The sequence below is a fragment of the Parasedimentitalea nitratireducens genome, assembly GCF_057444295.1.
On record NZ_JBYAXC010000003.1, the window covers coordinates 407,023 to 428,012 of the forward strand.

The 20,990-nt window shown below is 56.1% G+C and carries 26 protein-coding genes and 1 tRNA gene; 15 read left to right on the plus strand and 12 right to left on the minus strand.

Annotated features, from left to right (window positions below; genetic code table 11):
* Nucleotides 1-8: 8 nt before the first annotated feature.
* Nucleotides 9-545 carry a peroxiredoxin-like family protein gene (locus AC2T28_RS12600; protein WP_486749341.1) on the plus strand — a complete coding sequence of 179 codons (537 nt, stop codon included), beginning with the start codon at nt 9-11 and terminating at the stop codon, nt 543-545.
* 78 nt (nt 546-623) lie between these two features.
* Nucleotides 624-875: a WGR domain-containing protein gene (locus tag AC2T28_RS12605; protein WP_486749342.1), complete on the plus strand. Its 252-nt coding sequence runs from the start codon at nt 624-626 to the stop codon at nt 873-875.
* A gap of 5 nt (nt 876-880) precedes the next feature.
* On the opposite strand, the gene AC2T28_RS12610 is transcribed toward AC2T28_RS12605, so the two are convergent.
* On the minus strand, nt 881-1,279 hold the full coding sequence (locus tag AC2T28_RS12610) for a DUF2147 domain-containing protein (RefSeq protein ID WP_486749343.1): 399 nt from the start codon (nt 1,277-1,279) through the stop codon (nt 881-883).
* Nucleotides 1,280-1,411: 132 nt separating this feature from the next.
* Here AC2T28_RS12610 and hisA point away from each other — a divergent pair, with 132 nt between their 5' ends.
* From hisA to AC2T28_RS12635, 5 genes are all read left to right on the plus strand, one after another.
* Entirely contained in the window at nt 1,412-2,134 is a 723-nt protein-coding gene (gene hisA / locus AC2T28_RS12615) for a 1-(5-phosphoribosyl)-5-[(5-phosphoribosylamino)methylideneamino]imidazole-4-carboxamide isomerase (RefSeq protein ID WP_486749523.1), read from the plus strand.
* A gap of 409 nt (nt 2,135-2,543) precedes the next feature.
* Nucleotides 2,544-3,002: a DUF2867 domain-containing protein gene (locus AC2T28_RS12620; protein ID WP_486749344.1), complete on the plus strand. Its 459-nt coding sequence runs from the start codon at nt 2,544-2,546 to the stop codon at nt 3,000-3,002.
* Nucleotides 2,999-3,430 (plus strand): YqaA family protein, encoded by a 432-nt coding sequence (locus AC2T28_RS12625; protein WP_486749345.1) that lies wholly within the window; start codon nt 2,999-3,001, stop codon nt 3,428-3,430. The genes AC2T28_RS12620 and AC2T28_RS12625 overlap by 4 nt, the downstream gene beginning before the upstream one ends.
* Before the next feature lie 56 nt (nt 3,431-3,486).
* On the plus strand, nt 3,487-4,248 hold the full coding sequence (hisF, locus tag AC2T28_RS12630) for an imidazole glycerol phosphate synthase subunit HisF (RefSeq protein WP_486749346.1): 762 nt from the start codon (nt 3,487-3,489) through the stop codon (nt 4,246-4,248).
* Complete coding sequence (locus tag AC2T28_RS12635) at nt 4,245-4,562, plus strand: phosphoribosyl-ATP diphosphatase (RefSeq protein ID WP_486749347.1); 318 nt, start codon at nt 4,245-4,247, stop codon at nt 4,560-4,562. Before hisF ends, AC2T28_RS12635 begins: the two co-directional genes overlap by 4 nt.
* A 68-nt stretch (nt 4,563-4,630) precedes the next feature.
* On the opposite strand, the gene AC2T28_RS12640 is transcribed toward AC2T28_RS12635, so the two are convergent.
* The 3 genes from AC2T28_RS12640 to rlmB all read right to left on the minus strand — a co-directional run bounded on the left by AC2T28_RS12640 (nt 4,631) and on the right by rlmB (nt 6,627).
* Nucleotides 4,631-5,101, minus strand: coding sequence for a CoA-binding protein (locus AC2T28_RS12640; protein WP_486749348.1), 471 nt, complete (start codon nt 5,099-5,101; stop codon nt 4,631-4,633).
* A 186-nt stretch (nt 5,102-5,287) separates the two neighbouring features.
* On the minus strand, nt 5,288-5,752 hold the full coding sequence (locus AC2T28_RS12645; protein WP_486749349.1) for a YHS domain-containing (seleno)protein: 465 nt from the start codon (nt 5,750-5,752) through the stop codon (nt 5,288-5,290).
* A 98-nt stretch (nt 5,753-5,850) separates the two neighbouring features.
* Nucleotides 5,851-6,627, minus strand: coding sequence for a 23S rRNA (guanosine(2251)-2'-O)-methyltransferase RlmB (gene rlmB / locus AC2T28_RS12650; protein ID WP_486749350.1), 777 nt, complete (start codon nt 6,625-6,627; stop codon nt 5,851-5,853).
* A 119-nt stretch (nt 6,628-6,746) separates the two neighbouring features.
* Between rlmB and AC2T28_RS12655 the strand changes: the two genes are divergently transcribed.
* The 7 genes from AC2T28_RS12655 (at nt 6,747) to AC2T28_RS12685 (ending at nt 11,944) form a co-directional block, all read left to right on the plus strand.
* Nucleotides 6,747-6,830: transfer RNA gene (locus AC2T28_RS12655), tRNA-Tyr, on the plus strand.
* 526 nt (nt 6,831-7,356) lie between these two features.
* Nucleotides 7,357-7,533, plus strand: coding sequence for a periplasmic nitrate reductase, NapE protein (gene napE / locus AC2T28_RS12660; protein ID WP_486749351.1), 177 nt, complete (start codon nt 7,357-7,359; stop codon nt 7,531-7,533).
* Nucleotides 7,534-7,537: 4 nt separating this feature from the next.
* Nucleotides 7,538-8,068, plus strand: coding sequence for a ferredoxin-type protein NapF (locus AC2T28_RS12665; protein WP_486749352.1), 531 nt, complete (start codon nt 7,538-7,540; stop codon nt 8,066-8,068).
* Nucleotides 8,061-8,321 (plus strand): chaperone NapD, encoded by a 261-nt coding sequence (locus tag AC2T28_RS12670; protein WP_486749353.1) that lies wholly within the window; start codon nt 8,061-8,063, stop codon nt 8,319-8,321. The genes AC2T28_RS12665 and AC2T28_RS12670 overlap by 8 nt, the downstream gene beginning before the upstream one ends.
* A gap of 40 nt (nt 8,322-8,361) precedes the next feature.
* Nucleotides 8,362-10,863 (plus strand): periplasmic nitrate reductase subunit alpha, encoded by a 2,502-nt coding sequence (gene napA, locus AC2T28_RS12675; protein WP_486749354.1) that lies wholly within the window; start codon nt 8,362-8,364, stop codon nt 10,861-10,863.
* Between the two features lie 2 nt (nt 10,864-10,865).
* The gene (locus tag AC2T28_RS12680) at nt 10,866-11,345 is read left to right on the plus strand and encodes a nitrate reductase cytochrome c-type subunit (RefSeq protein ID WP_486749355.1); all 480 of its coding nucleotides are present in this window, start codon (nt 10,866-10,868) and stop codon (nt 11,343-11,345) included.
* Nucleotides 11,345-11,944: a NapC/NirT family cytochrome c gene (locus AC2T28_RS12685; protein WP_486749356.1), complete on the plus strand. Its 600-nt coding sequence runs from the start codon at nt 11,345-11,347 to the stop codon at nt 11,942-11,944. The genes AC2T28_RS12680 and AC2T28_RS12685 overlap by 1 nt, the downstream gene beginning before the upstream one ends.
* An 83-nt stretch (nt 11,945-12,027) precedes the next feature.
* On the opposite strand, the gene AC2T28_RS12690 is transcribed toward AC2T28_RS12685, so the two are convergent.
* From AC2T28_RS12690 to AC2T28_RS12725, 8 genes are all read right to left on the minus strand, one after another.
* Complete coding sequence (locus AC2T28_RS12690; RefSeq protein ID WP_486749357.1) at nt 12,028-13,446, minus strand: pilus assembly protein TadG-related protein; 1,419 nt, start codon at nt 13,444-13,446, stop codon at nt 12,028-12,030.
* 11 nt (nt 13,447-13,457) lie between these two features.
* Nucleotides 13,458-13,919, minus strand: a complete 462-nt coding sequence (locus tag AC2T28_RS12695; protein WP_486749358.1) for a TadE/TadG family type IV pilus assembly protein — start codon at nt 13,917-13,919, stop codon at nt 13,458-13,460.
* A 2-nt stretch (nt 13,920-13,921) separates the two neighbouring features.
* Nucleotides 13,922-14,413, minus strand: coding sequence for a TadE/TadG family type IV pilus assembly protein (locus AC2T28_RS12700; RefSeq protein ID WP_486749359.1), 492 nt, complete (start codon nt 14,411-14,413; stop codon nt 13,922-13,924).
* A 137-nt stretch (nt 14,414-14,550) separates the two neighbouring features.
* Entirely contained in the window at nt 14,551-15,069 is a 519-nt protein-coding gene (locus AC2T28_RS12705) for a DUF2478 domain-containing protein (RefSeq protein WP_486749360.1), read from the minus strand.
* 19 nt (nt 15,070-15,088) lie between these two features.
* Nucleotides 15,089-15,754 carry an NnrU family protein gene (locus AC2T28_RS12710; RefSeq protein WP_486749361.1) on the minus strand — a complete coding sequence of 222 codons (666 nt, stop codon included), beginning with the start codon at nt 15,752-15,754 and terminating at the stop codon, nt 15,089-15,091.
* A 163-nt stretch (nt 15,755-15,917) separates the two neighbouring features.
* The gene (locus tag AC2T28_RS12715) at nt 15,918-17,957 is read right to left on the minus strand and encodes an ABC transporter permease (protein ID WP_486749362.1); all 2,040 of its coding nucleotides are present in this window, start codon (nt 17,955-17,957) and stop codon (nt 15,918-15,920) included.
* Nucleotides 17,954-19,006 (minus strand): quaternary amine ABC transporter ATP-binding protein, encoded by a 1,053-nt coding sequence (locus AC2T28_RS12720; protein ID WP_486749363.1) that lies wholly within the window; start codon nt 19,004-19,006, stop codon nt 17,954-17,956. The genes AC2T28_RS12715 and AC2T28_RS12720 overlap by 4 nt, the downstream gene beginning before the upstream one ends.
* A 10-nt stretch (nt 19,007-19,016) precedes the next feature.
* Nucleotides 19,017-19,982 (minus strand): ABC transporter substrate-binding protein, encoded by a 966-nt coding sequence (locus AC2T28_RS12725; protein ID WP_486749364.1) that lies wholly within the window; start codon nt 19,980-19,982, stop codon nt 19,017-19,019.
* Nucleotides 19,983-20,354: 372 nt separating this feature from the next.
* Between AC2T28_RS12725 and AC2T28_RS12730 the strand changes: the two genes are divergently transcribed.
* Nucleotides 20,355-20,990: a hypothetical protein gene (locus tag AC2T28_RS12730; protein WP_486749365.1), complete on the plus strand. Its 636-nt coding sequence runs from the start codon at nt 20,355-20,357 to the stop codon at nt 20,988-20,990.

The window sequence follows — 20,990 nt, forward strand, 5'->3', positions numbered from 1 at the left end:
GTTCCTCGATGCTGATCCCCCGCCAGAAAACCCCAAATCTGACTGTTCCCACCCTCGACCACGGCACCTTTGATCTCAGCACCGAGGCTGGTGAGCGCGGCACGGTGATCTGCTTTTATCGCGGCCTTCACTGCCCAATCTGCGCCAATTACCTGAAAGAGCTGGAAAAGCGGGTATCTGACTTTGCCGAACGTGGCGTCAACTGCATCGCCATCAGCACTGATGGTGAAGAGCGCACCCGCGCCATGGCGGATAAGATCGAGGCCAAGTCGCTGCGCTTTGGCTATGACCTGCCGCTCAGCGTGGCCAAGGACTGGGGCCTCTATATCTCCACCTCGCGCGGCAAAACATCCATCGGGATCGAAGAGCCCGCCCTGTTTGCTGAACCCGGCCTGTTCATGGTCAGCCCGGATCAGTCGCTCTATTATGGTTCGGTCCAGACCATGCCCTTTGTGCGCCCACATTTTTCGGAACTGGTGGCGGCGCTGGATTTCGCCATCGCCAACAATTATCCGGCGCGCGGCGAATACACCGGCGCGGTTTAAGCCTTTAAGTAGCAAGCGATGGACATGCCTTTCGGTTAAGGGCATACCCGCCGAACCAAATCAAATCAGGTCCGTCGCTTGCATATCCGTCTTGAAAAATTCGACCACCTTCAGGGGCAGCACCGCTATTGCCTGCTGAGTCTTTACCAAACGCTGTTTGGCGATTGGTGTGTCGAACGGGTGTCCGGGCCACTGGGCGCACCGGGCGGGCAGCAAAAACGGCTCTACCTCGGCAGCTATGCCGAGGCGCTCAGCACAGTTGAGGCGCACAGGGACCGGCAGGTCAAACGTGGTTTTGTGCCGATCCCGGTGCAGCTGGGCATGTTGTAACCCGCTTACTTGATCCGCTTCCAGTCCTGACCACGACAGATCAGCCCTCCAGCCACGCAGCCTTTGACCTCCAGTGTATTGCCGCTCAGCGACATCTTAGATGTGTAGGTTTTGTCCGAATCCGGAGCCCAGATCTTGCCGCCGCTGTAATAGCCTGTGCCATCGCCGCTCATGCCCCACAGCATTTTCTTCCCCACGTGCTCATAATCTGCCTGCACCGCGCCGGATTTATCATAAGCCGAGTCGATCTTGCCGCAGATCGCATCGCCGCAGGGCGAAATTGACACGTACAAATAGCCACCGGTATCGCCCGGTGCTGTGCGCCACATGCCTGCCGCCGGATCAGCCGAGGCTACGCCCGCAAACCCCAGTCCCATCGCGAGCCCTAAAACCAGATTTTTCATCATCATTCCTCCCGTTTATGGCGTCACTCTGACCCACCCCGCTCTTTTCAGGCAAGGTTGACCTCGGGTCGCGTTGCAATCCGGCCCGGCCTTGTGCAAAACACCGCCGAGCATTTGCAGAAAGGCACCGCCATGATCCTCTACCCTGCCATCGACCTCAAAGACGGCCAGGCCGTGCGCCTGCTGCATGGCGACATGGACAAGACCACCGTGTTCAACGACAACCCCGCCGCCCAGGCGCTGGAATTTGTCGAGGCAGGCTGCGAATGGCTGCACCTGGTGGATCTGAACGGCGCCTTTGCAGGTGAACCAGTCAACGCCGCCCCGGTCGAGGAAATCCTGAAGCAAACCAAGGTGCCTGCCCAGCTGGGTGGTGGCATCCGTGACATGGCCACGATCGAAGCCTGGATCACCAAGGGCCTCGCCCGCGTTATCCTAGGCACCGTCGCCGTTGAAAATCCCGATCTGGTGCGCGAAGCCGCCCGTGAATTCCCCGGTAAAGTGGCCGTCGGCATTGATGCGCGCAACGGCAAAGTCGCCACCAAGGGCTGGGCGACCGAAACCGATGTCATGGTCACCGATCTAGCCAAGTCGTTTGAGGACGCAGGTGTGGCCGCCATCATCTACACTGACATCATGCGCGACGGCGCCATGAAGGGCCCCAATGTCAGCGCCACTGCTGATTTGGCCAATGCCGTCTCGATCCCGGTGATTGCGTCGGGCGGCGTCTCGTCGCTTGACGACCTTCGTGCGCTGAAATCCTGTGGCGCTCCCCTCAACGGTGCCATCTCGGGCCGCGCACTTTATGACGGGGCGATTGATCTGAAAGAGGCACTGGCGGCGCTGGGAGAATAATGGAGCTGGTTCTTGCCTTCCTGTTTTTGGTTGCTGTCCCTACCGCAATTTGCCTGATCGTGTGGCGGTTTTTCCGCCAACGGTTCCTCAAATTTGCGAACATAGCACTTATAGCTCCGCTCCCGGCAGTGCTGCTTCTTGGAGAAATCACCACAACGGGATGCAATGGAAACGGGTTATCTTTTTCGGCACCAATTTTCAAATGTCCTTATCCAGTTCAAGAGGTACTGTGGTTCACATTTTTACAGCCTCCGATGTCCTTTCTGTTTCTTTTCGGAACTCATATTCTTGCAGTTATCGGTGTCATCTTAGCTGCTTCAATATTTGAAGAAGTGAGATGTCGAAACGGAAGATAGATCAGGGCACAAGCCCGCAACATTCTCGCTAATTCGCAGAACCGAGGAACTCAATGTCCCACACCGCCAAAGCGCAACTCCCGCAAAGCTCTCTATTGCACTGTTACGTTCAGCAGGGCGACTTTCTGGACTGCTATGCCTGCCCCACCAACTTGTCGGTGGATCAGGCCGCAGCCCGCGCCATGGCATTTCCCGGCTGGGCCAAGGGGCTGCTCCGTTTGCGCAATATTTTGGTCGCGCCGCTGGGCCTACGCAATGAATTCCCCGAAGGCGAAAAGATCGGCCCTTTCCCCATCGACCAGCGCAATGAAAATGAGATCATTCTTGGCCTAGATGATTCCCACCTGAATTTTCGGATTTCCATCCTCAAAGAGGGAACGCAGGCCTATTGCGCCACTTGGGTGCATCGCAACAACTGGCTGGGCCGCATCTATCTGGCCGTGGTCATGCCCTTTCACGTGCTGATCGTGCGCAATGCTGTCAGCCAAATCTGGCGCCCCGATACTAAATGATCTGGTCTCTGCCCGGCCTGTTCCTGCTGTCCTTCTCAGCCGCCACCCTGCTGCCCGGCGGCTCCGAGGCCGCCCTGCTGCTGCTTGCCGCTGAGGGCACATACACCACGCTGACACTGCTCATCGTGGCCAGCCTCGGCAACATCCTCGGATCACTGGTCAACTACGCTTTGGGCCGCTACGCCCTGCACTTTCAAACCCACCGCTGGTTCCCGGTTTCCCCCAAGCATCTGGCCAGGGCACAAAGCTGGTTTACCCGTTGGGGCCAATGGTCAGTCCTGGGTGCTTGGTTGCCCCTTGTTGGTGACCCAATCACCGTTGCAGCCGGCGTCATGCGGATGAATTGGCTGACCTTCCTGATCCTCGTCACCTTCTCCAAAACCCTGCGCTACGCCGCCCTGCTCGGCCTGTTCAACACCTTTGTCTGAGCACTGGAAATTCCCCTACCAACCCTTTATGAAAGCGTCGTAACCAGAGGCGAACCATGCTGAAAACCCGTATCATTCCCTGTCTCGATGTCGCCGATGGCCGTGTGGTCAAAGGTGTCAATTTTGTTGGCCTGCGTGATGCCGGTGATCCCGTTGAAAGCGCCAAGGCCTATGACGCCGCCGGAGCTGACGAGCTCTGCTTTCTCGACATCATGGCGACCGAAGAAAACCGCGGCACTATGTTCGACGTGGTGCGCCGCACCGCCGAGCAATGCTACATCCCGCTGACCGTTGGCGGCGGTGTCCGCACCCGCGAAGACGTCCGCGCCCTACTGCTTGCCGGTGCCGACAAGGTCTCGTTCAACTCAGCCGCTGTCGCCAACCCCGATGTCATCGCCCAGGCCGCCGATCAGTTTGGCAGCCAGTGTATTGTCTGCGCCATCGATGCCAAAACGGTCTCACCTGGCAAATGGGAGATTTTCACCCACGGGGGGCGCCGCGAAACCGGCATCGACGCGGTTGAATTTGCCAAAACGGTGGTCGCCAAGGGCGCCGGTGAGATCCTGCTCACCTCGATGGACCGCGATGGGACCAAGGCAGGCTTCAACCTGCCCCTGACGCGCGCCATCTCGGATGCAGTCAACGTGCCGGTTATCGCTTCGGGCGGTGTCGGTAATTTGGACCACCTGGTCGAGGGCGTCACCAAAGGCGGTGCCAGCGCCGTGCTTGCGGCGTCGATCTTCCACTTTGGCGACTACACCATTGCCGAGGCCAAGGCCCACATGCAGGCCGCCGGCATCCCGATGAGGCTGACATGAGCATTCTCCACGACCTCGCCGCCACCATCGAATCCCGCAAGGGTGCTGACCCATCCAGCAGCTGGACCGCCAAGCTACTCGCCAAGGGCCCTGAAAAATGCGCCGAGAAATTTGGCGAAGAAGCCATCGAGGCCATCATTGAAGCCGTCAAAGGTGATCGCGAGAAACTCGCCTCCGAAGGCGCCGATGTGCTCTATCATTTTCTGGTAATGCTGGCCGCCCGCGACGTCGCCCTGGATGATGTCTTAAACGAACTCGCCCGCCGACAAGGCCTTAGCGGCATTGATGAAAAAGCCGCCCGCCCCAAAGCCTGATCTTAATATGGCCAAAAATATCCTTGGGGTTGAGGCCATAGGCCCAGGGGGCAAAGCCCCCTTCCCAACTATAGTTTTGAGCTGATGATCCCGGTGGCAAACCCACCCATGCGCAGCTCGCCATGTAGCCGCTGATATTCGATCTTGGGACAGCGATTCTGCACAACTCTGATCCCACGCTCTTCTGCTTTGGCTGCGGCCTCAGCATGTTCCACACCAATCTGCATCCAGATCGTCTGTAGATCCGGGAAAACAGCCAGCGCCTCATCCACAATTTCCGGCACCGCGTCTGAGCGGCGAAAGATATCGACCATGTCCACAGGCTCGGTAATCGCTGACAAACTCGGTTGCACCACCTGGCCAAACAGGCGCTCACCAGCATGGCGTGGATTGACCGGAAGCACCCGATACCCCTTCAACCCCAAATACCGCGCCACATAGTAACTGGGCCGCACCGGGTTCATCGACACGCCAACAATCGCTACCGTTTTGGTGCGCTGCAGAATTGTTTTCAGAAAGTCATCACTATAGTCACTCATCCCTGCACCCTAGCCAAAGAGCCAAGTATGGAAACCCATAAAAAAGGCGCCCAGGGAATAGCCCGGGCGCTTAGTATGGAACGAGGGACAGTGAAATAGATCTGCGGAGGTTCCGCGCCGCAGTCTCAATTGTTGATATGGGGCAACAACGGCCGAAAAAAAGATCTGATCGCGATTTCGTGAGTTTTATTCCACCCTCAGAACAGCTGGCCAATTGCCTTGCGCCTGCGCAATCAAACCCGCCATTTCTTGGCGCCAAATGTCCTGCACAGCCGGATTGTATAGCAGGTACAACCGCTCATCGACGATCTGCCAAGACTGCGGGTTACCAGACATCAAATACCCCTGCGAAACAGCATAGGCACAATAGCCACCAAACACCGGCGCATAGGCGCGCGGGTTGGATTCAAAACTGTATTGATTGTCTTCTGAAACAAAGTGCCAAATCGCACCTTTCCACATCACAGCATGGTCCGAATGCCCCTGCACCGCACGTCCATCGACAAAAAACGCAACTGTATCATAGCCACCGATGGCCACCCCCTGCTGCGCATGAAATATCGGCTCGTCAGCCAACGCCGGTCGCGGCGGTTGAAACAACAGGGCAAGAACAGCCAATAGGGCAAGGCGCAGCAGCAAGTGAAACTCCATCCGTGGGTTCGGGTTGACCCAATGTGCAAGATCAACCTTTCCCTGCCTAGTGCGGATACGCAGTTGTGATCAGCCTGTGACGACTCCGCGAGCGCGCGTTACCGATCTATCGACGCATAAAGCGCCAGCGCAGCTGCGTTCGACACATTCAGCGAGCCAAAGCCACCAGCCGCATCGATCTTGACAAGCTGATCTACGGTTTCCTTGGTCTTCTGACGCAACCCCGGCCCTTCGGCGCCCAGCACCAAAGCCACCGGGCGATCCTTGCGTCCCTCCAACGAGGCTTCGATGGTCTGCTCGGCCTCACCGTCCAGTCCCAGCACAATGAAGCCCATGTTCTGAAGCTCAACAATGGTGTCCGACAGATTGCGCATCCGCAGGTATGGCTGACGTTCCAGCGCACCACTGGCTGTCTTGGCCAGAGCCCCGGTTTCAGGTGCCGAATGATGGCGGGTGCCAATCACAGCACTTGCCCCCAGCACTTCGGCCGTCCGCAGAATCGCGCCAACGTTATGCGGATCCGTCACCCGATCCAGCAACAACAACCGCGGCACCTCAGCCCCAATACAGTTTTCGGATAATCCCCCCCAGTGCAGAGGCTTCACTTCCAGCACTGCTCCCTGATGTACCGAGTTTGGATCAATCGGTGCTTTGAATTTGCGCGGATCTACAATCTCTGGCTCGATTCCTGCCTCGGCAATGGCATCCGCCAGTTTTCCCTGGGCATTCAACGTCACCATTAGGCGCAATTTCTGGCGCTTTGGATTCAACAAGGCATCGCGCACCGCATGCAAGCCGAACAGCCAAACGGTCTCAGCACCCGCTGCCTTTTTGGACTGCTCTTTTTCGACTACCCACTTAGGTTTCTTGGTCATCTTGCTCTCCGGCAAAAGTAATTTTGAGCCATCACGAAAAACCTGCGATTTTCCTGTTGACGCTCCGTTGGTGCGCTTGTAATCACCCCCCACATCAGGTGCAACAGTCACCTGATAGTGGGCGACAGGCCGCAAGGTGTGGCAGGGGACTGTAACTCCCTCGCGGAGACGCACGCCTGGTTCGATTCCAGGGTCGCCCACCACTTTTCCATCATTTACAACTTGATCGCGGAAAGTGGTGGCCCTTCGGGTGGTTTCTCAACACTCCTTGTTTTGACACAGCAGAAACCAACAACGCATCCCCCAAAAAGCAAGAGTTTACATTGTCTATCCAAGCACTTGCCGACTTGGTTTTACTATGCGCCTTTGTGGTTGACGGTCAAAGCAATCCTTTTGATCAACACACTGCGACCCTCTGTCGCAAGAACCACCGCCCCAACATCAAGCCCATCTTGCCCTTCGATCCGATCACCGCATTCTTTTCGTGGTTTTCCTAAGACAAATGCAAATTTCGAGCCCCACCACCCCCATCCACTAAAATTGTTGAAAAAATAATTCGACAAGGATCAACTCAGCGCCTTAAGCTCACTTAAACACCCGTCAAAAATACATATTTTTTACCCAAATTTCGACTGCTAATAGTGACCACATCAAGATGACGGCAACTTAAAACCCTTTTCGGCGTGGTTTGCTCAATCTGAACTAAGACCCTTTGAAAGGTGTGTGCTCATGTCTAAAACCAGCCCACAAACCCCTAGCGAACCAACACAAACCCGTGCCGAAGAGCGCCGAGCGTTTCTGTTTTTGGCGGTGTTTCTGGCGCCTGCTCTCGCAGTGGCGCTAGTCGGCACATATGGCTTTGCCATTTGGATGCTGCAACTGATCGTGGGGCCTCCAACGGGCTGATCCAATGTCAGAACCACACACCACCACGCGGCGTTCCATGTTCCAGCGTGGGGGTAAGCAGGTCGTGCGCCCCCCTTGGAGTTCCGAACAAAGCATTCATGACGGCTGCACCAGCTGTGGCGCCTGCCTAAAAGTATGTCCTGAATCCATCCTAGTCCCTGGCCCTGCTGGCACACCCAAGGTCGACTTCACCCAAGGCGGCTGCATTTTCTGCGGCGACTGCGCCAAGGCCTGCCCCGAAGTCGAAACCGTGTTTGCCTTGCGCGATGAACAGCCATGGGAGGCACAGGGTGGCTTGGTGGCGCAAATCAGCGACGGCTGCATGCTTGGCTTTGGCATCTCCTGCCAGCTTTGCACCGATAGCTGCGAGGTCGAAGCCCTGCGTCTGGATCTATCAATACGTCCCGTCGGTCGCATAGCACTGAACACAGACACCTGCACCGGCTGCGGCGCCTGCGTTGAGATCTGCCCGGAACAGGCCATATCAACAACGAAACCCAAACCCGCCCCATCCAAGGAAACCCCACATGTCTGAGGACATCCTCCACATCTCAAGCCTGCTGGTGCGTGCCAACCCCGAGCACATGCCACAGGTCCTGGCCGAGATTGCCAAACTCCCCAGCTCTGAGGTGCCAATGACAGACGAGTCGGGGAAAATTATCGTCACTCTGGAAACCCCAAGCGAGAGCGAAATCGTCGACTCGCTGACCAAAATCCAACTCATCGACGGCGTCGTGAGCGCATCCTTGGTTTACCACCAGGCCGATAGCGAAGCCGCCAAAACCTAATACGAAATTCGAATTGAACGCCACCGACAGGAGAACTGATATGGTAGCCATTACAAGACGCGACATGATCAAGGCACAGGCCGTAGCCGCCGCTGCCGCTGCAGCGGGCCTGCCGCTGCCAGCCGCCGCGCAAAACCTTGTCACCGACGCCGAAATCACCGATCTGAAATGGTCTAAAGCCGCCTGCCGGTTCTGCGGCACCGGTTGCTCGATCATGGTCGCCACCAAGGCTGGTCGGGTTGTCGCCACCCATGGCGATGCCGAAGCCGAAGTGAACCGCGGATTGAACTGCGTCAAAGGTTATTTTCTGTCCAAAATCATGTACGGCAAAGACCGCCTGACCCAGCCACTGCTGCGCAAACGCGACGGCAAATTCGCCAAAGATGGCGATTTTGAGCCGGTATCCTGGGACGAAGCCTTTGATATCATGGCCGAGAAGTGGAAGGCCACGCTGAAGGAAAAGGGCCCCAAGGGCATCGGCATGTTTGGCTCGGGCCAGTGGACCGTTTGGGAAGGCTATGCGGCCTCTAAGCTTATGAAAGCTGGCTTCCGCTCTAACAACATCGACCCCAACGCCCGTCACTGTATGGCCTCGGCTGTGGGTGGTTTCATGCGCACCTTTGGCATCGACGAGCCAATGGGCTGCTATGACGATTTTGAAAACGCCGACGCCTTTGTGCTTTGGGGTTCGAACATGGCGGAAATGCACCCGATCCTGTGGACCCGCATCGCCGACCGCCGGTTCAGCCATCCGAATACCAAAGTGGCCGTGCTGTCGACCTTCAAACACCGCAGTTTTGACCTGGCGGATATCCCGGCAATCTTTACCCCGCAGACCGACATGGTGCTGCTGAATGCGATTGCCAATTACATCATCCAGAACGACGCAGTGAATAAGGACTTTGTGTCCAAACACGTGAACTTCCGCAAAGGTGTGACCGACATTGGCTATGGCCTGCGGGACGAACACCCGCTGCAACAGGCCGCCGCGAACCCGAACTCCGGCGCTTCCGACCCCATCTCTTTTGACGAGTTTGCCGAGTTTGTATCCGAGTATACGCTTGAAAAAGCCGAGGAGATGTCGGGCGTGCCAAAAGCCACAATCGAAAAGATTGCCAAGCTTTACGCCGATCCGAACACCAAGGTCATGTCGCTGTGGACCATGGGCACCAACCAGCACACTCGTGGTGTCTGGACCAACAACATGCTCTACAATCTGCACCTTCTGACTGGTAAAATCTCGACACCGGGTAACTCGCCGTTCTCGCTGACTGGTCAGCCCTCGGCCTGTGGTACAGCCCGCGAGGTTGGCACCTTCTCGCACCGCTTGCCGGCCGACATGGTCGTCAAGAACCCAAAACACCGCGCCTTTGCTGAAAAGATCTGGAAACTGCCCGAAGGCACAGTACCAGACTGGAACGGCGCCCATGCCGTTCTGCAGAACCGGCAGCTGAAAGATAGCAAAATCAACTGCTATTGGGTTCAGGTGAACAACAACATGCAGGCCGCCCCCAACATGATGGAGGAAGGTCTGCCAGGGTATCGCAACCCGGACAACTTCATCGTGGTATCCGATGCTTATCCAACCGTCACCGCCGAAGCTGCAGACTTGATCCTGCCAACCGCGATGTGGGTGGAAAAAGAGGGCGCATATGGTAACGCCGAACGCCGCACTCAGTTCTGGCACCAATTGGTCGACGCGCCCGGTGAATCCAAGTCTGACCTGTGGCAGTTGGTTGAGTTCTCGAAACGGTTCAAGATCGAAGACGTATGGGATGCCGAACTTCTGGATGCAAATCCAGAATACAAAGGCAAGACCATGTATGACGTTCTCTATGCCAACGGCAACGTCGATGCCTTCCCGCTCGAGCAAACTTCAAGCGAACACGCCAACCATGAGGCCGAAGACTTTGGCTTCTACATCCAAAAAGGCCTATTCGAAGAATACGCCGCATTTGGCCGTGGCAAGGCCCACGATCTGGCGCCATTTGACACCTACCACGAGGTCCGCGGCCTGCGTTGGCCGGTTGTGGATGGCAAAGAAACCAAATGGCGCTTCAAGGAAGGGTCTGACCCATACGTCACCCCCGGCGCGGACTTTGAGTTCTACGGCAAGCCCGACGGCAAGGCCTGGATCTTTGCCCTGCCCTACGAGCCACCAGCGGAAAGCCCGGATGAAGAATATCCGTTCTGGCTGTCCACCGGTCGTGTACTCGAGCATTGGCACTCGGGTTCGATGACCCAACGTGTGCCCGAGCTGTACAAGGCGGTTCCGGATGCGCTGTGTTACATGCACCCGGATGATGCCAAAGAACTTGGGCTACGTCGTGGTTCCGCAGTCAAAGTCTCTTCGCGTCGTGGTGAAATGAACACTCGTGTCGAAACTCGCGGCCGCAACAAGCCACCCAAGGGCTTAGTTTTCATCCCTTGGTTTGACGCCCGTCAGTTGATCAACAAGGTGACACTGGACGCAACCGATCCTCTGTCCAAGCAAACTGACTTCAAAAAATGCGCCATCAAAATCGAAGCATTGGAGGCCTGATCATGAAACGTCTGAAACACACCGCTCGCATCATGGCCTTGGCGTTGGTTGCGACATTCGCAGCTGAAACTGCTGCGGCACAGGACCCAGTTGCAACCCTGCGCGACGGCACACCACTGGCTGAAAATGCCGTGCCTCATGCCATCGCTCCGGTGCGCAACACCGACCTGCGTCAGGTGCGCAACTACCCCGAGCAACCGCCGTTGATCCCGCATAAGATTGATGGGTATCAGATCGATCTGAACGCCAATCAATGCCTGCTGTGCCACTCGCGCACTGCGATTGAAATCAGTCAGGCGCCGATGGTGTCGATCACCCACTTCATGAGCCGGGACAATCAGTTCTTGGCTTCGGTGACACCACGCCGGTTCTTCTGCACCCAATGTCACGTCACCCAGGCCGAGACTCGAACACTGGTGGAAAACGGTTTTGTCGATATCGATCAGGTGCTCGAATACGTCGCGGGCCAGGAGGGTAACTGATGATGCGCATAATCAAACGCACCTGGGGCATCATTCGCCGCCCCAGTGTCCACTACTCGCTTGGGTTTCTGACCTTTGGCGGCTTCCTGATGGGGATCGTTTTCTGGGGTGGTTTCAACACTGCCCTGGAAGTGACCAACACCGAGGCCTTTTGCACCAGCTGTCACGAAATGCGGGACAACGTGTTCGAAGAGCTGAAGCCAACGATCCACTACTCCAACCGATCAGGCGTCAGGGCCACCTGCCCCGACTGTCACGTGCCACATGAATGGTCCAGCAAGATCGCCCGCAAAATGCAGGCCTCGAAAGAGGTCTGGGGCAAGATCTTTGGCACCATCAACACACGTGAGAAGTTCCTGAACCATCGTCTCACCCTGGCGCAAAACGAGTGGACCCGCCTTGAGGCGAACAACTCGTTGGAATGCCGCAACTGCCACAGTGCGGAATCGATGGACATCACCCGCCAAAGCCCACGCGCGGCCGAGGCCCACGAGCGGTTCCTGTTCACCGGTGAAAAGACCTGCATCAGCTGCCACAAAGGCATCGCACACGAGCTTCCCGATATGGGACAGGCTCTGCTTGCCCCAGCGGGTCATTGATAGGGTCCCGATCAATATCAAACTACCAAACGCGCCCCACGGGGCGCGTTTTTGTGTCAGATCAATGGGTCGTCTACCATTCGTTATTGAACCAACCTGAGCGGCTCGCTAGCGGGCGTATCAGAATAGTCAAGAAACAGATTGGCACCGCCACAACCGCGAATATCCCACTCTGATCCAAATTTCAGCGACCCCGCTGAAAACACCGACACAGCGCCAACGGAGCTGTTGGTTGATCCCCAATCCACAAAATAACCAGCAAACACCTGCAAATTGAACATCTGCAGATCAGAGCCAAATTTAACCTCCTCAGCTCCAAGGATGAAATTCTGGGAATCATCCGGAGAATCGCAATAGCTGCTAGACCCAATTCTGACGTTTGAGCCGATCTCAACATTCTCTTTCGCCAAAAGAATAACGTTGTTCATCACCACATCCGAACCGATTTTGATCTTCTTGCTCGACACAACCAGGGTGTTCTGAAAATTGTCATCCAGATCCACATCATCGTTGCTAAAGATCACATTTGAAATTCCGGGTGGAAACCCCGCTGGGTAATCGCCGTAGATCGTGTCGATCATACTCTTTGCTGCGGTAACATGCGATGAATGCTCTGCTGGTCGACTAAGATCAAAAATAAACGGAACCGACGGGTTCAGATAGTCGGATATTGTCGCCGCCTGAGCAATATGGCGCAGGTTGTTGTTGGCCCACCTTCCATCGTCAAACAACTCTTCTGGTACAACCTCATTGTCGCTGCCAAAGTCGTAACCACCCTCCCCATAATCTCTCCTGGGATTTGACATACTGATGGTTGGCTGCGTGTCTGCATCTGGGCCACCCTCAATACTGTTCTGAGAACCGAACTTCACCCCCTCTTCACCATGGAGACACCAGCCATCACGAATTTCGTTGGTACTGCCGCCCTCGGCAGTTCCCAGTGCAAAGAACCCATGGGAAATACATCCCGGCGCTTCGGGCGGTGGAGCAATCGCAACCGCACTGGTCGAGATATCAAGCGTATCAGCCGCAACCATGCCAATCAGGAACATGTCGTGTTCATTCCCGTTGGCCGAGGACTTGCGCGTTGTTGCTGAGACAGAGTTAATCATCGAACCACTTGGCAATGAGCCTTCGGCATAAAACGTCCGTGCTGGTCCGAACTCTCCTGTGGTGTCCCAGAACCCCAGTTCGACATCCACCGCAAGCAACACGTCGCCATGCGTTGCGGTGGTCATGTTTTTCTGCGCAAACGACCGAGCTTCGGCAACAATTGCGTCTTTGTCACTCGACGAAACCGAGCCGGTATTTTCCGGGATCAGAGCCGCCCCGGCTAAGGACGCAGAATCCGCTGCATTTTGCAACCGTGCACGGGTGTAGATGACATTTGATGAATCGATGGCAAAGCCAACAACAATCAGTAATCCCATGAACACCAACAACGCATAGACCATCGCCACACCCGATGTGTCCCTTCGAAATGCAATGATCGATCGAAGCATCCGCAGATCCTCTACTCCTTTATATGTCTCGCTTGCACCGAAAAACTGCCAAACCTTGCAGCCATGCCCACCACGTCGACCGGCACCAGATCGCTTGTCTGTATTTGCAACGACACCAAGATCGGGTTGCCAGGCAAAGCCGGTCCAGTGGCCACTGTGTCACTTGCAAGAACCGAGAACTCTCCGGCCAAACCGCCCATCAAATCGCAGGCCATCTTCTCGGCACTTTCCAGGCCATCCGTCGACACCCCGGATAACGAGCTACAAGGGGAAAAAACCCCATTTGTCTCATCATCCGCGCTGCCAACTGCAATCTCGCGCGAAACATGTTGCGAGACATGGATTTTCGTGGAGGAGACAAAAAATGCATAGCCAATCTGCACAACAAAGAACGTGAACAACACCAGAATGGGCACCGCAATCATGGTCTCCACCAACACTGACCCGGCTTCGTCTTTCAGAAAGCGACGCATTCTCAGCTCCCCAAATTCTGCATACGCAAGGTGCTTTGGGTCTCAAAAATCGAAGCGTCATCAGGTGACGGTGAGACCCCAATTGGCAGCAGGCTGAGTTCGGGCACGACCAAGCGCACAAAGGCATCTGCCCCCTCGCTGCCAAAGCCGCCATTGGTCCCATCCGACGCCATGACAAAATGCTCTCCCAGCGATTGGGAGGCGATGTCGCAGGCAATTTGTTCAACACTGGTACCCCCACCAGCCGCAACGCCTGTAATCGATGAGCAGGCGGTCAGCACACCGTTGGTTTCATCATCGGCACGCCCCAACGACAGCTCGCGCGAGGCGATGCGGGTGGCACGCTCTAGATGGGCCATGGTGTGGAAAATTGCGGCAAAATAGATGATGATCAGCGAAATTGTCACCAACAACGGCACAACAAGAAGTGTTTCAACAAGAACCACTCCCGCGTCATCCCGAAGAAATCGCCGGACGCTAATACATCGAGCCATAACACCTCAAACATCGCAAACAAAGCACAGTTGGTGCCTGACTAGTTAGCGCGAATGGCAGTGTATCAATTCAAAGTAGCAAAATAGTACGGGCCAGGCACAGGGCACGTTTGCCTGTGCACTGGCTGAATGCAGTTTTATGCGTCGTCAGATTGGGCCTTGGCCAGCCACTGCATCATGGCCTCAACCGTCGGCTCGACCTCTACAGCCATACCCTCGGCAAAGCTCTGGAATGCTTCGACATTCAGCAGATTCACACCTGAGATCACCGGCACACCCAGCGCCAGGGCTTCACCAATAACGGGCCGCATGCCGCGCCCGTCGGCTTCATGCTTGCCAAATTTGTTGACAATCATCACATCCGGCAGCGCCTCACCATGCAAAGAATTTGTCACTTGCGCCACAGCCTGTTCCAGCGCCGCCGGGTCCAGCCGACAGCCACGCGATTCCGGGCCCAATGATTGCGAAATACGAATGGTGTCACCGCTGGGCAGCACCCGCACGTCCATGTCACACAACGCATTGTCGTGGCATTCCGTATTGGTCTGAACGATTCCGGCCAGTGCCGTGCCCTGCTCGGCCAGCCGCTCTGCCAGTTCGCTCAGCAGCTTGTCAGTTGCGCCGCGATCTTGGGTCATCACATAGGCCAGATGCATGTCGTCTCTCTTTCAAAGTCTACCAGGGCAGTGGAACATAACCGATGATCGGTTCATGCAGCAAGATCAGACACAGAAAAACCGCCGTCGCAATTGCCGCAGGCCCAGGTTTAAGCGGCAGGCACAGCAGGTTCAGGCGGGCGGTGTGTCCCGCCAGCCGCTGCCACTCTGCCAGCCCCAATTGGCGCCGCTTGCGACGGTCAATCAGCATCATTCCCAGTACCGAGAACCCCAGGAACAGGCCAAACAGGATCACATGCGCCAGATCGCCATTGGCCAACAGATGTGCCCCCGCCCAAAACGCCATGGCCACAAGTAACGGATGGCGCGTGCAGGCCAGAATGCCGGGCGTCTCAGGGCTAAAGGGCTGCTTACCCAGCCCGCCAAAGCTGAGCGGGTTTTGTACCATCATACCTGCCACAGCGATCAGACAAGCCAATGGCATTAATACCAACGGTGCCCAGCGGAAAATTTCCAAGGGCGGCAGAACGCCGATATAGGGTGCCCGATCGGCGGCAACGATCAACCAAGCCAGAACCACAACTGACAGCAGGCTATAGCTGATGAAATAGCCTTTTAGCCCCAGTCGCTCGACCAACCAAGTGCGCACCGGGGGGCGAATGGGAAACATGTGGCTAAGCATAAACGCGGTCAGGGCCGCTACGAATTCGAGCCAGTCGGCCATTTGGGCTTCCAACTAAATTTGGTTTACTTGGCAGTGAATTAAACAAGTTGCCAATCACCGTCTAGCACGCGAGGGCGGGCAAAAACCTTGCGATAAAACAAACCGTCTTTGCGATTAACTGAAAGAACCGGGGTGGCTGAAGTGAAACAGCCACCCCTCTTGTTTATAGGCCCAACACCTTGCGGCGCTCGTCGGCAAAGCCCTGCACCATCCGGTCAGCTATCAATGCCAGGATCGCCATCGCAGCCCCCGCAGAAATGCCCAGCCCTACATCTGCCTGCCCGATGGACAGGTAAATAGACTGACCCAGCCCCGTGGTACCAACCAGTGCGGTAATCACCAACATGGCAAAGGCATACAGGATGGTCTGGTTCAGCCCCAACAGGATGGTCGGTGCCGCATAGGGCGCACGCACATCGCGCAGGATCTGCCAGGTGGTCGCACCTGATGCTGTAGCCGCTTCGATCATCTCGTCCGGAGTGTCGACCAGCCCATGGTGGCTGTAGCGGATCATCGGCACGATGGCATAGGTGATGATCGCCAGAAATGCCGAGAACTCGCCAATCTGGAACAGCATCAGCACCGGGATCAGGAACACAAACAGCGGAATGGTCTGCAGCATGTCACAAATCGGCCGGGTGATCTTCCACGCCAGAGGTGACACAGAACACAACAGCCCAATGCCACCCCCCAAGATGACGCAAGCAAATACCGCTGCACCACTTAGATACAGCGACAGCAAGGCAGGTTCCCACAATCCCGATACCAGAATGGTCGACAACAAGCCTACCGATAGCAGCGCCAAGCCGCGCCCGGATGCCACCCAGCCCAAGGCCGCAGTGCCAATCAGAACAAACGGCCAAGGCAGATTGGTAATCCCGGTTTCAAGCATACCGATAAAGATCAGCACCATGATGCCCCAAGTCACCTGTCCGCGCGCGGCCATAATCAGCCCAACAACTGCACCAAAGGCAAACAGCCATAGGCTCATCGCTGTGGTCCACTGGAAGCCCCAGGTAAACGGCAACACAGCCTGATCCAGGCCAATGCGCAGCGGCAACAACCCATAGAACATCGCGTTGTTCTTGAGCGCCGCCAACCACGCACCATTGGCAGTGGTAAAGGCGCTAAGGCCGGTGTCCAGAGACCCAGCCACCCTTTCAAACATCGCATATTCTGATGTGTCCGGCAGGCTGTTCCATGTCAGGCCAGTGACAACGATGCCAAAGCCAAGAATGGCCCAGGCCACGCGCGGGTCGTACCGACGGCGCGACTCTTGCGCCAAGGTGCCGCTCATCCGGTCGATGATCACAGCAAATACCACGATGACCATACCAGCCACCAAGCTTGGCCCAAACCAGGCCTTACGCATAGCCAGCAGTACTTCCCAGCCGATATCGTTGAAGCCACCAATGATGGCCGCAATGATCACCATCGACAGCGCCGCCATCAAACACTGGTTGACGCCAACCATGATCTGCGTTGCGGCCGATGGGATCTCAACCTGAAACAACTGTTGCATGCGGGTGCCCCCCGCCATGATCGCAGCCTCTTTGATTTCCGGCTCAACCCGTTGCAGGCCCAACAAAACGTTTCGGGCCATCGGCGGCGCTGCATAGATGGCACTGGCGATCAGCCCCACAACAGGACCAAAGCCAAACAGCACCAGCAGCGGAGTAAGATAGGCAAAGGTCGGCACCGTCTGCATCACATCCAACATCGCCTGCACCGGCTTGCGAAACCGTGGGTACTCATTGGCCAACACGCCAATGGCGCCACCCAGAAACAGCGCCAAAGGCACCGATACCGTGACCAACGACAGGGTGTTCATGCCCTTGTCCCAATAGCCCGAAGCCACAACAAACCCCAAACCAACCGCGCCCAACAAGGCCATCGGAAACCCGCCAAGCACCCATCCCAGAGCAGCCACGGCGCAGATCAACAGGGGCCAGGGCGTGCTGCCCAAGACAAAATTGGTTGCTTCCATCGGATAAGACATCAGGGTTGAAAACACCCGCGCCGCTGGTTTGATCAACAGCAAGAACGACTCCACGCCGCCGCCAACCCAGTCGGTAGCTGGTAGAACGTAGTTTGCAGGAAATTTCACCAACCACGGCATACTGCTCTCAAGCAGCAGACACACAGCGCCTACGACCAAAACCAGCAGCGCGGCCAGACTTCCCTTGCTCAGTCCCGCCATCATCCGGCTTCCACATGCAGCGCAGCGGCTAGGTCCGCCGGGTTCACAACCCCTAACAGCTTGCCATCTTCAGCCCGCACAGGCACCGGCTCATACAGATCCATGCAACGCGCCAATGCCGCATCCAGTGTCATGTCTACCCGCAAACCGGGATCATCAGCTCCGTATACATGGCCCTCTCCGGGTTCCATGACCGAAGACACATGCGCATGACGCCCCTTGGCCACGTCCTTGGAAAATTCGCGCACATAGTCATCTACCGGGTTCAAAATGATGTCCGACGGGGTGCCGATTTGAACAACCTTGCCATCGCGCATGATGGCAATACGGTCGGCCAACTTCAGCGCCTCGTTGATGTCATGGGTGATGAAGACAATGGTGGTTTTTAACTCGGCCTGAATTTGCAAGAATTCGTCCTGCAACTGCCGCCGGATCAAAGGGTCAAGCGCCGAAAACGGTTCATCCAGAAACCACACCGAACAATCCGCCACCAGCGAGCGCGCAATGCCAACCCGCTGCCGCTGCCCGCCGGACAACTCACGCGGATAATGCTTCTCGCGACCAGCCAGACCAACCAGCTCGATCACTTGCTGGGCTTTTTCCAACCGCGCCTTGCGCTTAACTCCCTGCACTTTCAGCGGATAGGCGACATTGTCGGCCACGCTCATATGCGGGAACAGGCCAAAATGCTGGAACACCATGCCCAGTTTCTTGCGCCGCAACTCGATCAACCGCGCAGGCGTTGCTTCGACGATATTCTCACCATCAATGCGGATTTCACCATGGGTGGGGTGCAGCAAATGCGAGATACAGCGGATCAGGGTAGACTTACCCGAGCCGGACAACCCCATGATGACAAACAGTTCGCCCTCTGCGACCTCGAAACTTGCATCCTGAACAGCAGGAACCAACCCCTTGTCGCGCAGCGCAGCCGCCGCATCATCCGGGTTGGAATGGGCTGAGAGCGCCTCGCTCAAGGCGCTCTCAGCGTTCTGACCAAACACCTGCCAGACATTCTGGCAGGTGATGGCAGCTTGCGGGCTATCGCTCACGTTTGACAGCTTACTTGGTGGCTGCGTCTACAACGGGGCGCCATGTGGCCTCGTTCTCGGCCATCCAGGCAGCAACCACTTCTTCGACCTTGCCGCCGTCCACATCGATCGCACCCATCATTGGCTGTTGATCACCAACGGCCAGAGTGTAGTTCGACAGGATTTCGCTGGCAGCTGGCCATGTTTCAGCCAGACCAGACCAACCCGCCTTGAAGATGCGCGACGCGGCAAAATCACAGTCGTTGACCGCATTGGGGTTTGGACCCCAAGCCGGATCGCTAAAGCAAGCTTCTTCACCGGCAGGCAGATCGACAAACTTCACGTCATAGGCCGACATCGCCCAGTGCGGCTGCCAGAAGGTAACCAACAGCGGCGTTTTCTGCTCAGTTGAAGCACGCAGTTCAACAATCAGGGCCGCCTCGGAGCCAGCAGGAACAGCTTTGAACGGCAGATCCAGACCAGTCATGCGGTCCGCACCGGGTGTGCCCCAATCGGCAGGGTAATCAACCAGACGACCCGCAGGCAGGGTTTCAGCCGAAGCAAACATTGGCGCACAGGCTTTCAACGCTTCCCAAGCTGGTAGACCAGGGCACAGATCAGCTACGTGGGCCGGATAAGCAATGCCTTCACGGGCAGCCAATTCCAGATCACCTAGCTCAACTACAGTGCCTTCGGCGATTTTCTTGGCATAGTCGTCAGACACGTTCGACGACCAGATTTCCAATGTCGCGTGGATGTCACCGTCGGCAATCGCCTGGAACTGGTTCATCATACCAGCAGTGACATATTCAACTTGATATCCGGCAGCCTTGAGCATCTCGCCAGCAATATGGGTGGTCACGTGCTGACCGGTCCATTCATTCACCGCCAGGCGAATTGGCTTATCCACTGCACCCATATCCGCTGCGCTGGCCATCCCAGCCGTTACCGCAAATGAAACAGCACCGAATGTTGCGGCATATCCCGTCATTTTCATGAACTTACTCCCAGTTTTTTATGTTTGGCGCCGCCGTTAACGTGCTGACGCATTATTGAATTCTGTTTATCAATTACAAATTGATAGTCGCCCGTTTGGCTTCGCTGTCAAGCAATCCCATCAGGCGCGGTCTTAAGATTAGACTGAACGCAGATGAGCTCAGATTTTGACCAGATAGCGACACTTTGTCGAGCATCTGCGGCAAGTTTCGCTATTTTTTGTTTGACTGTTCAAGTTTTAAACTGACTGCTCAACTTTTTTTAGCTGTTGCGTCACCAAATGAGCACGTTCTGGCATCCGTTAGGTCAAGCAGACAGTTGGCACATCGCAAAAACGCGATATAGTCATCCCAACAAAATTCAGGGGACATTCATGAACTTAAAATCAGCGTTTAACTCAACACTTTTTACAGGTGTCACGGCTGCTCTGCTGACACTTGGCACCTCAGCCGCCGCCGAAACTATTGATTGGAAAACGGTCGGGGGCTGGGACATTTCCTTTTACCCCGCATCCGAGGGTTGCCAGGCCTTTGCCCTATTCGAAGAAGACACCGCTTTCTTTATTGGCTTTGACAATACGGATGGCGAATTAAGCTTGGATATCACTTTGCTGGATCAACGCTGGCGGTCCATTGAAAGTGGCAACGAATATTCGATCACCGCTCGATTTGGCAACGAAAGCCCCTGGACCTTGGCAATGGACGGTATTCGGGTAGATGACCATCCCGGACTGACAATGATGCTAGACGCCAATTCCGACCAGGCCGATTTGTTCATTGACGAATTTCAGCGCACAACCGCAATGAGCTGGAGTTTTGGCAATAACACTCTGGGGAAGTTCACCCTACGCGGATCACGCGCCGCCTTTAACGAGGTTGTGGCCTGTCAGAAGTCTTATATCGAAGCGTTGAATGGCGGATCAGATCCGTTCTCGTCAGGCTCATCTTCGGGGTCTTCCTCGTCCCCCGACCCGTTTTCTTCCGGACCAAGCATGAAGAGAAAGAAGTAG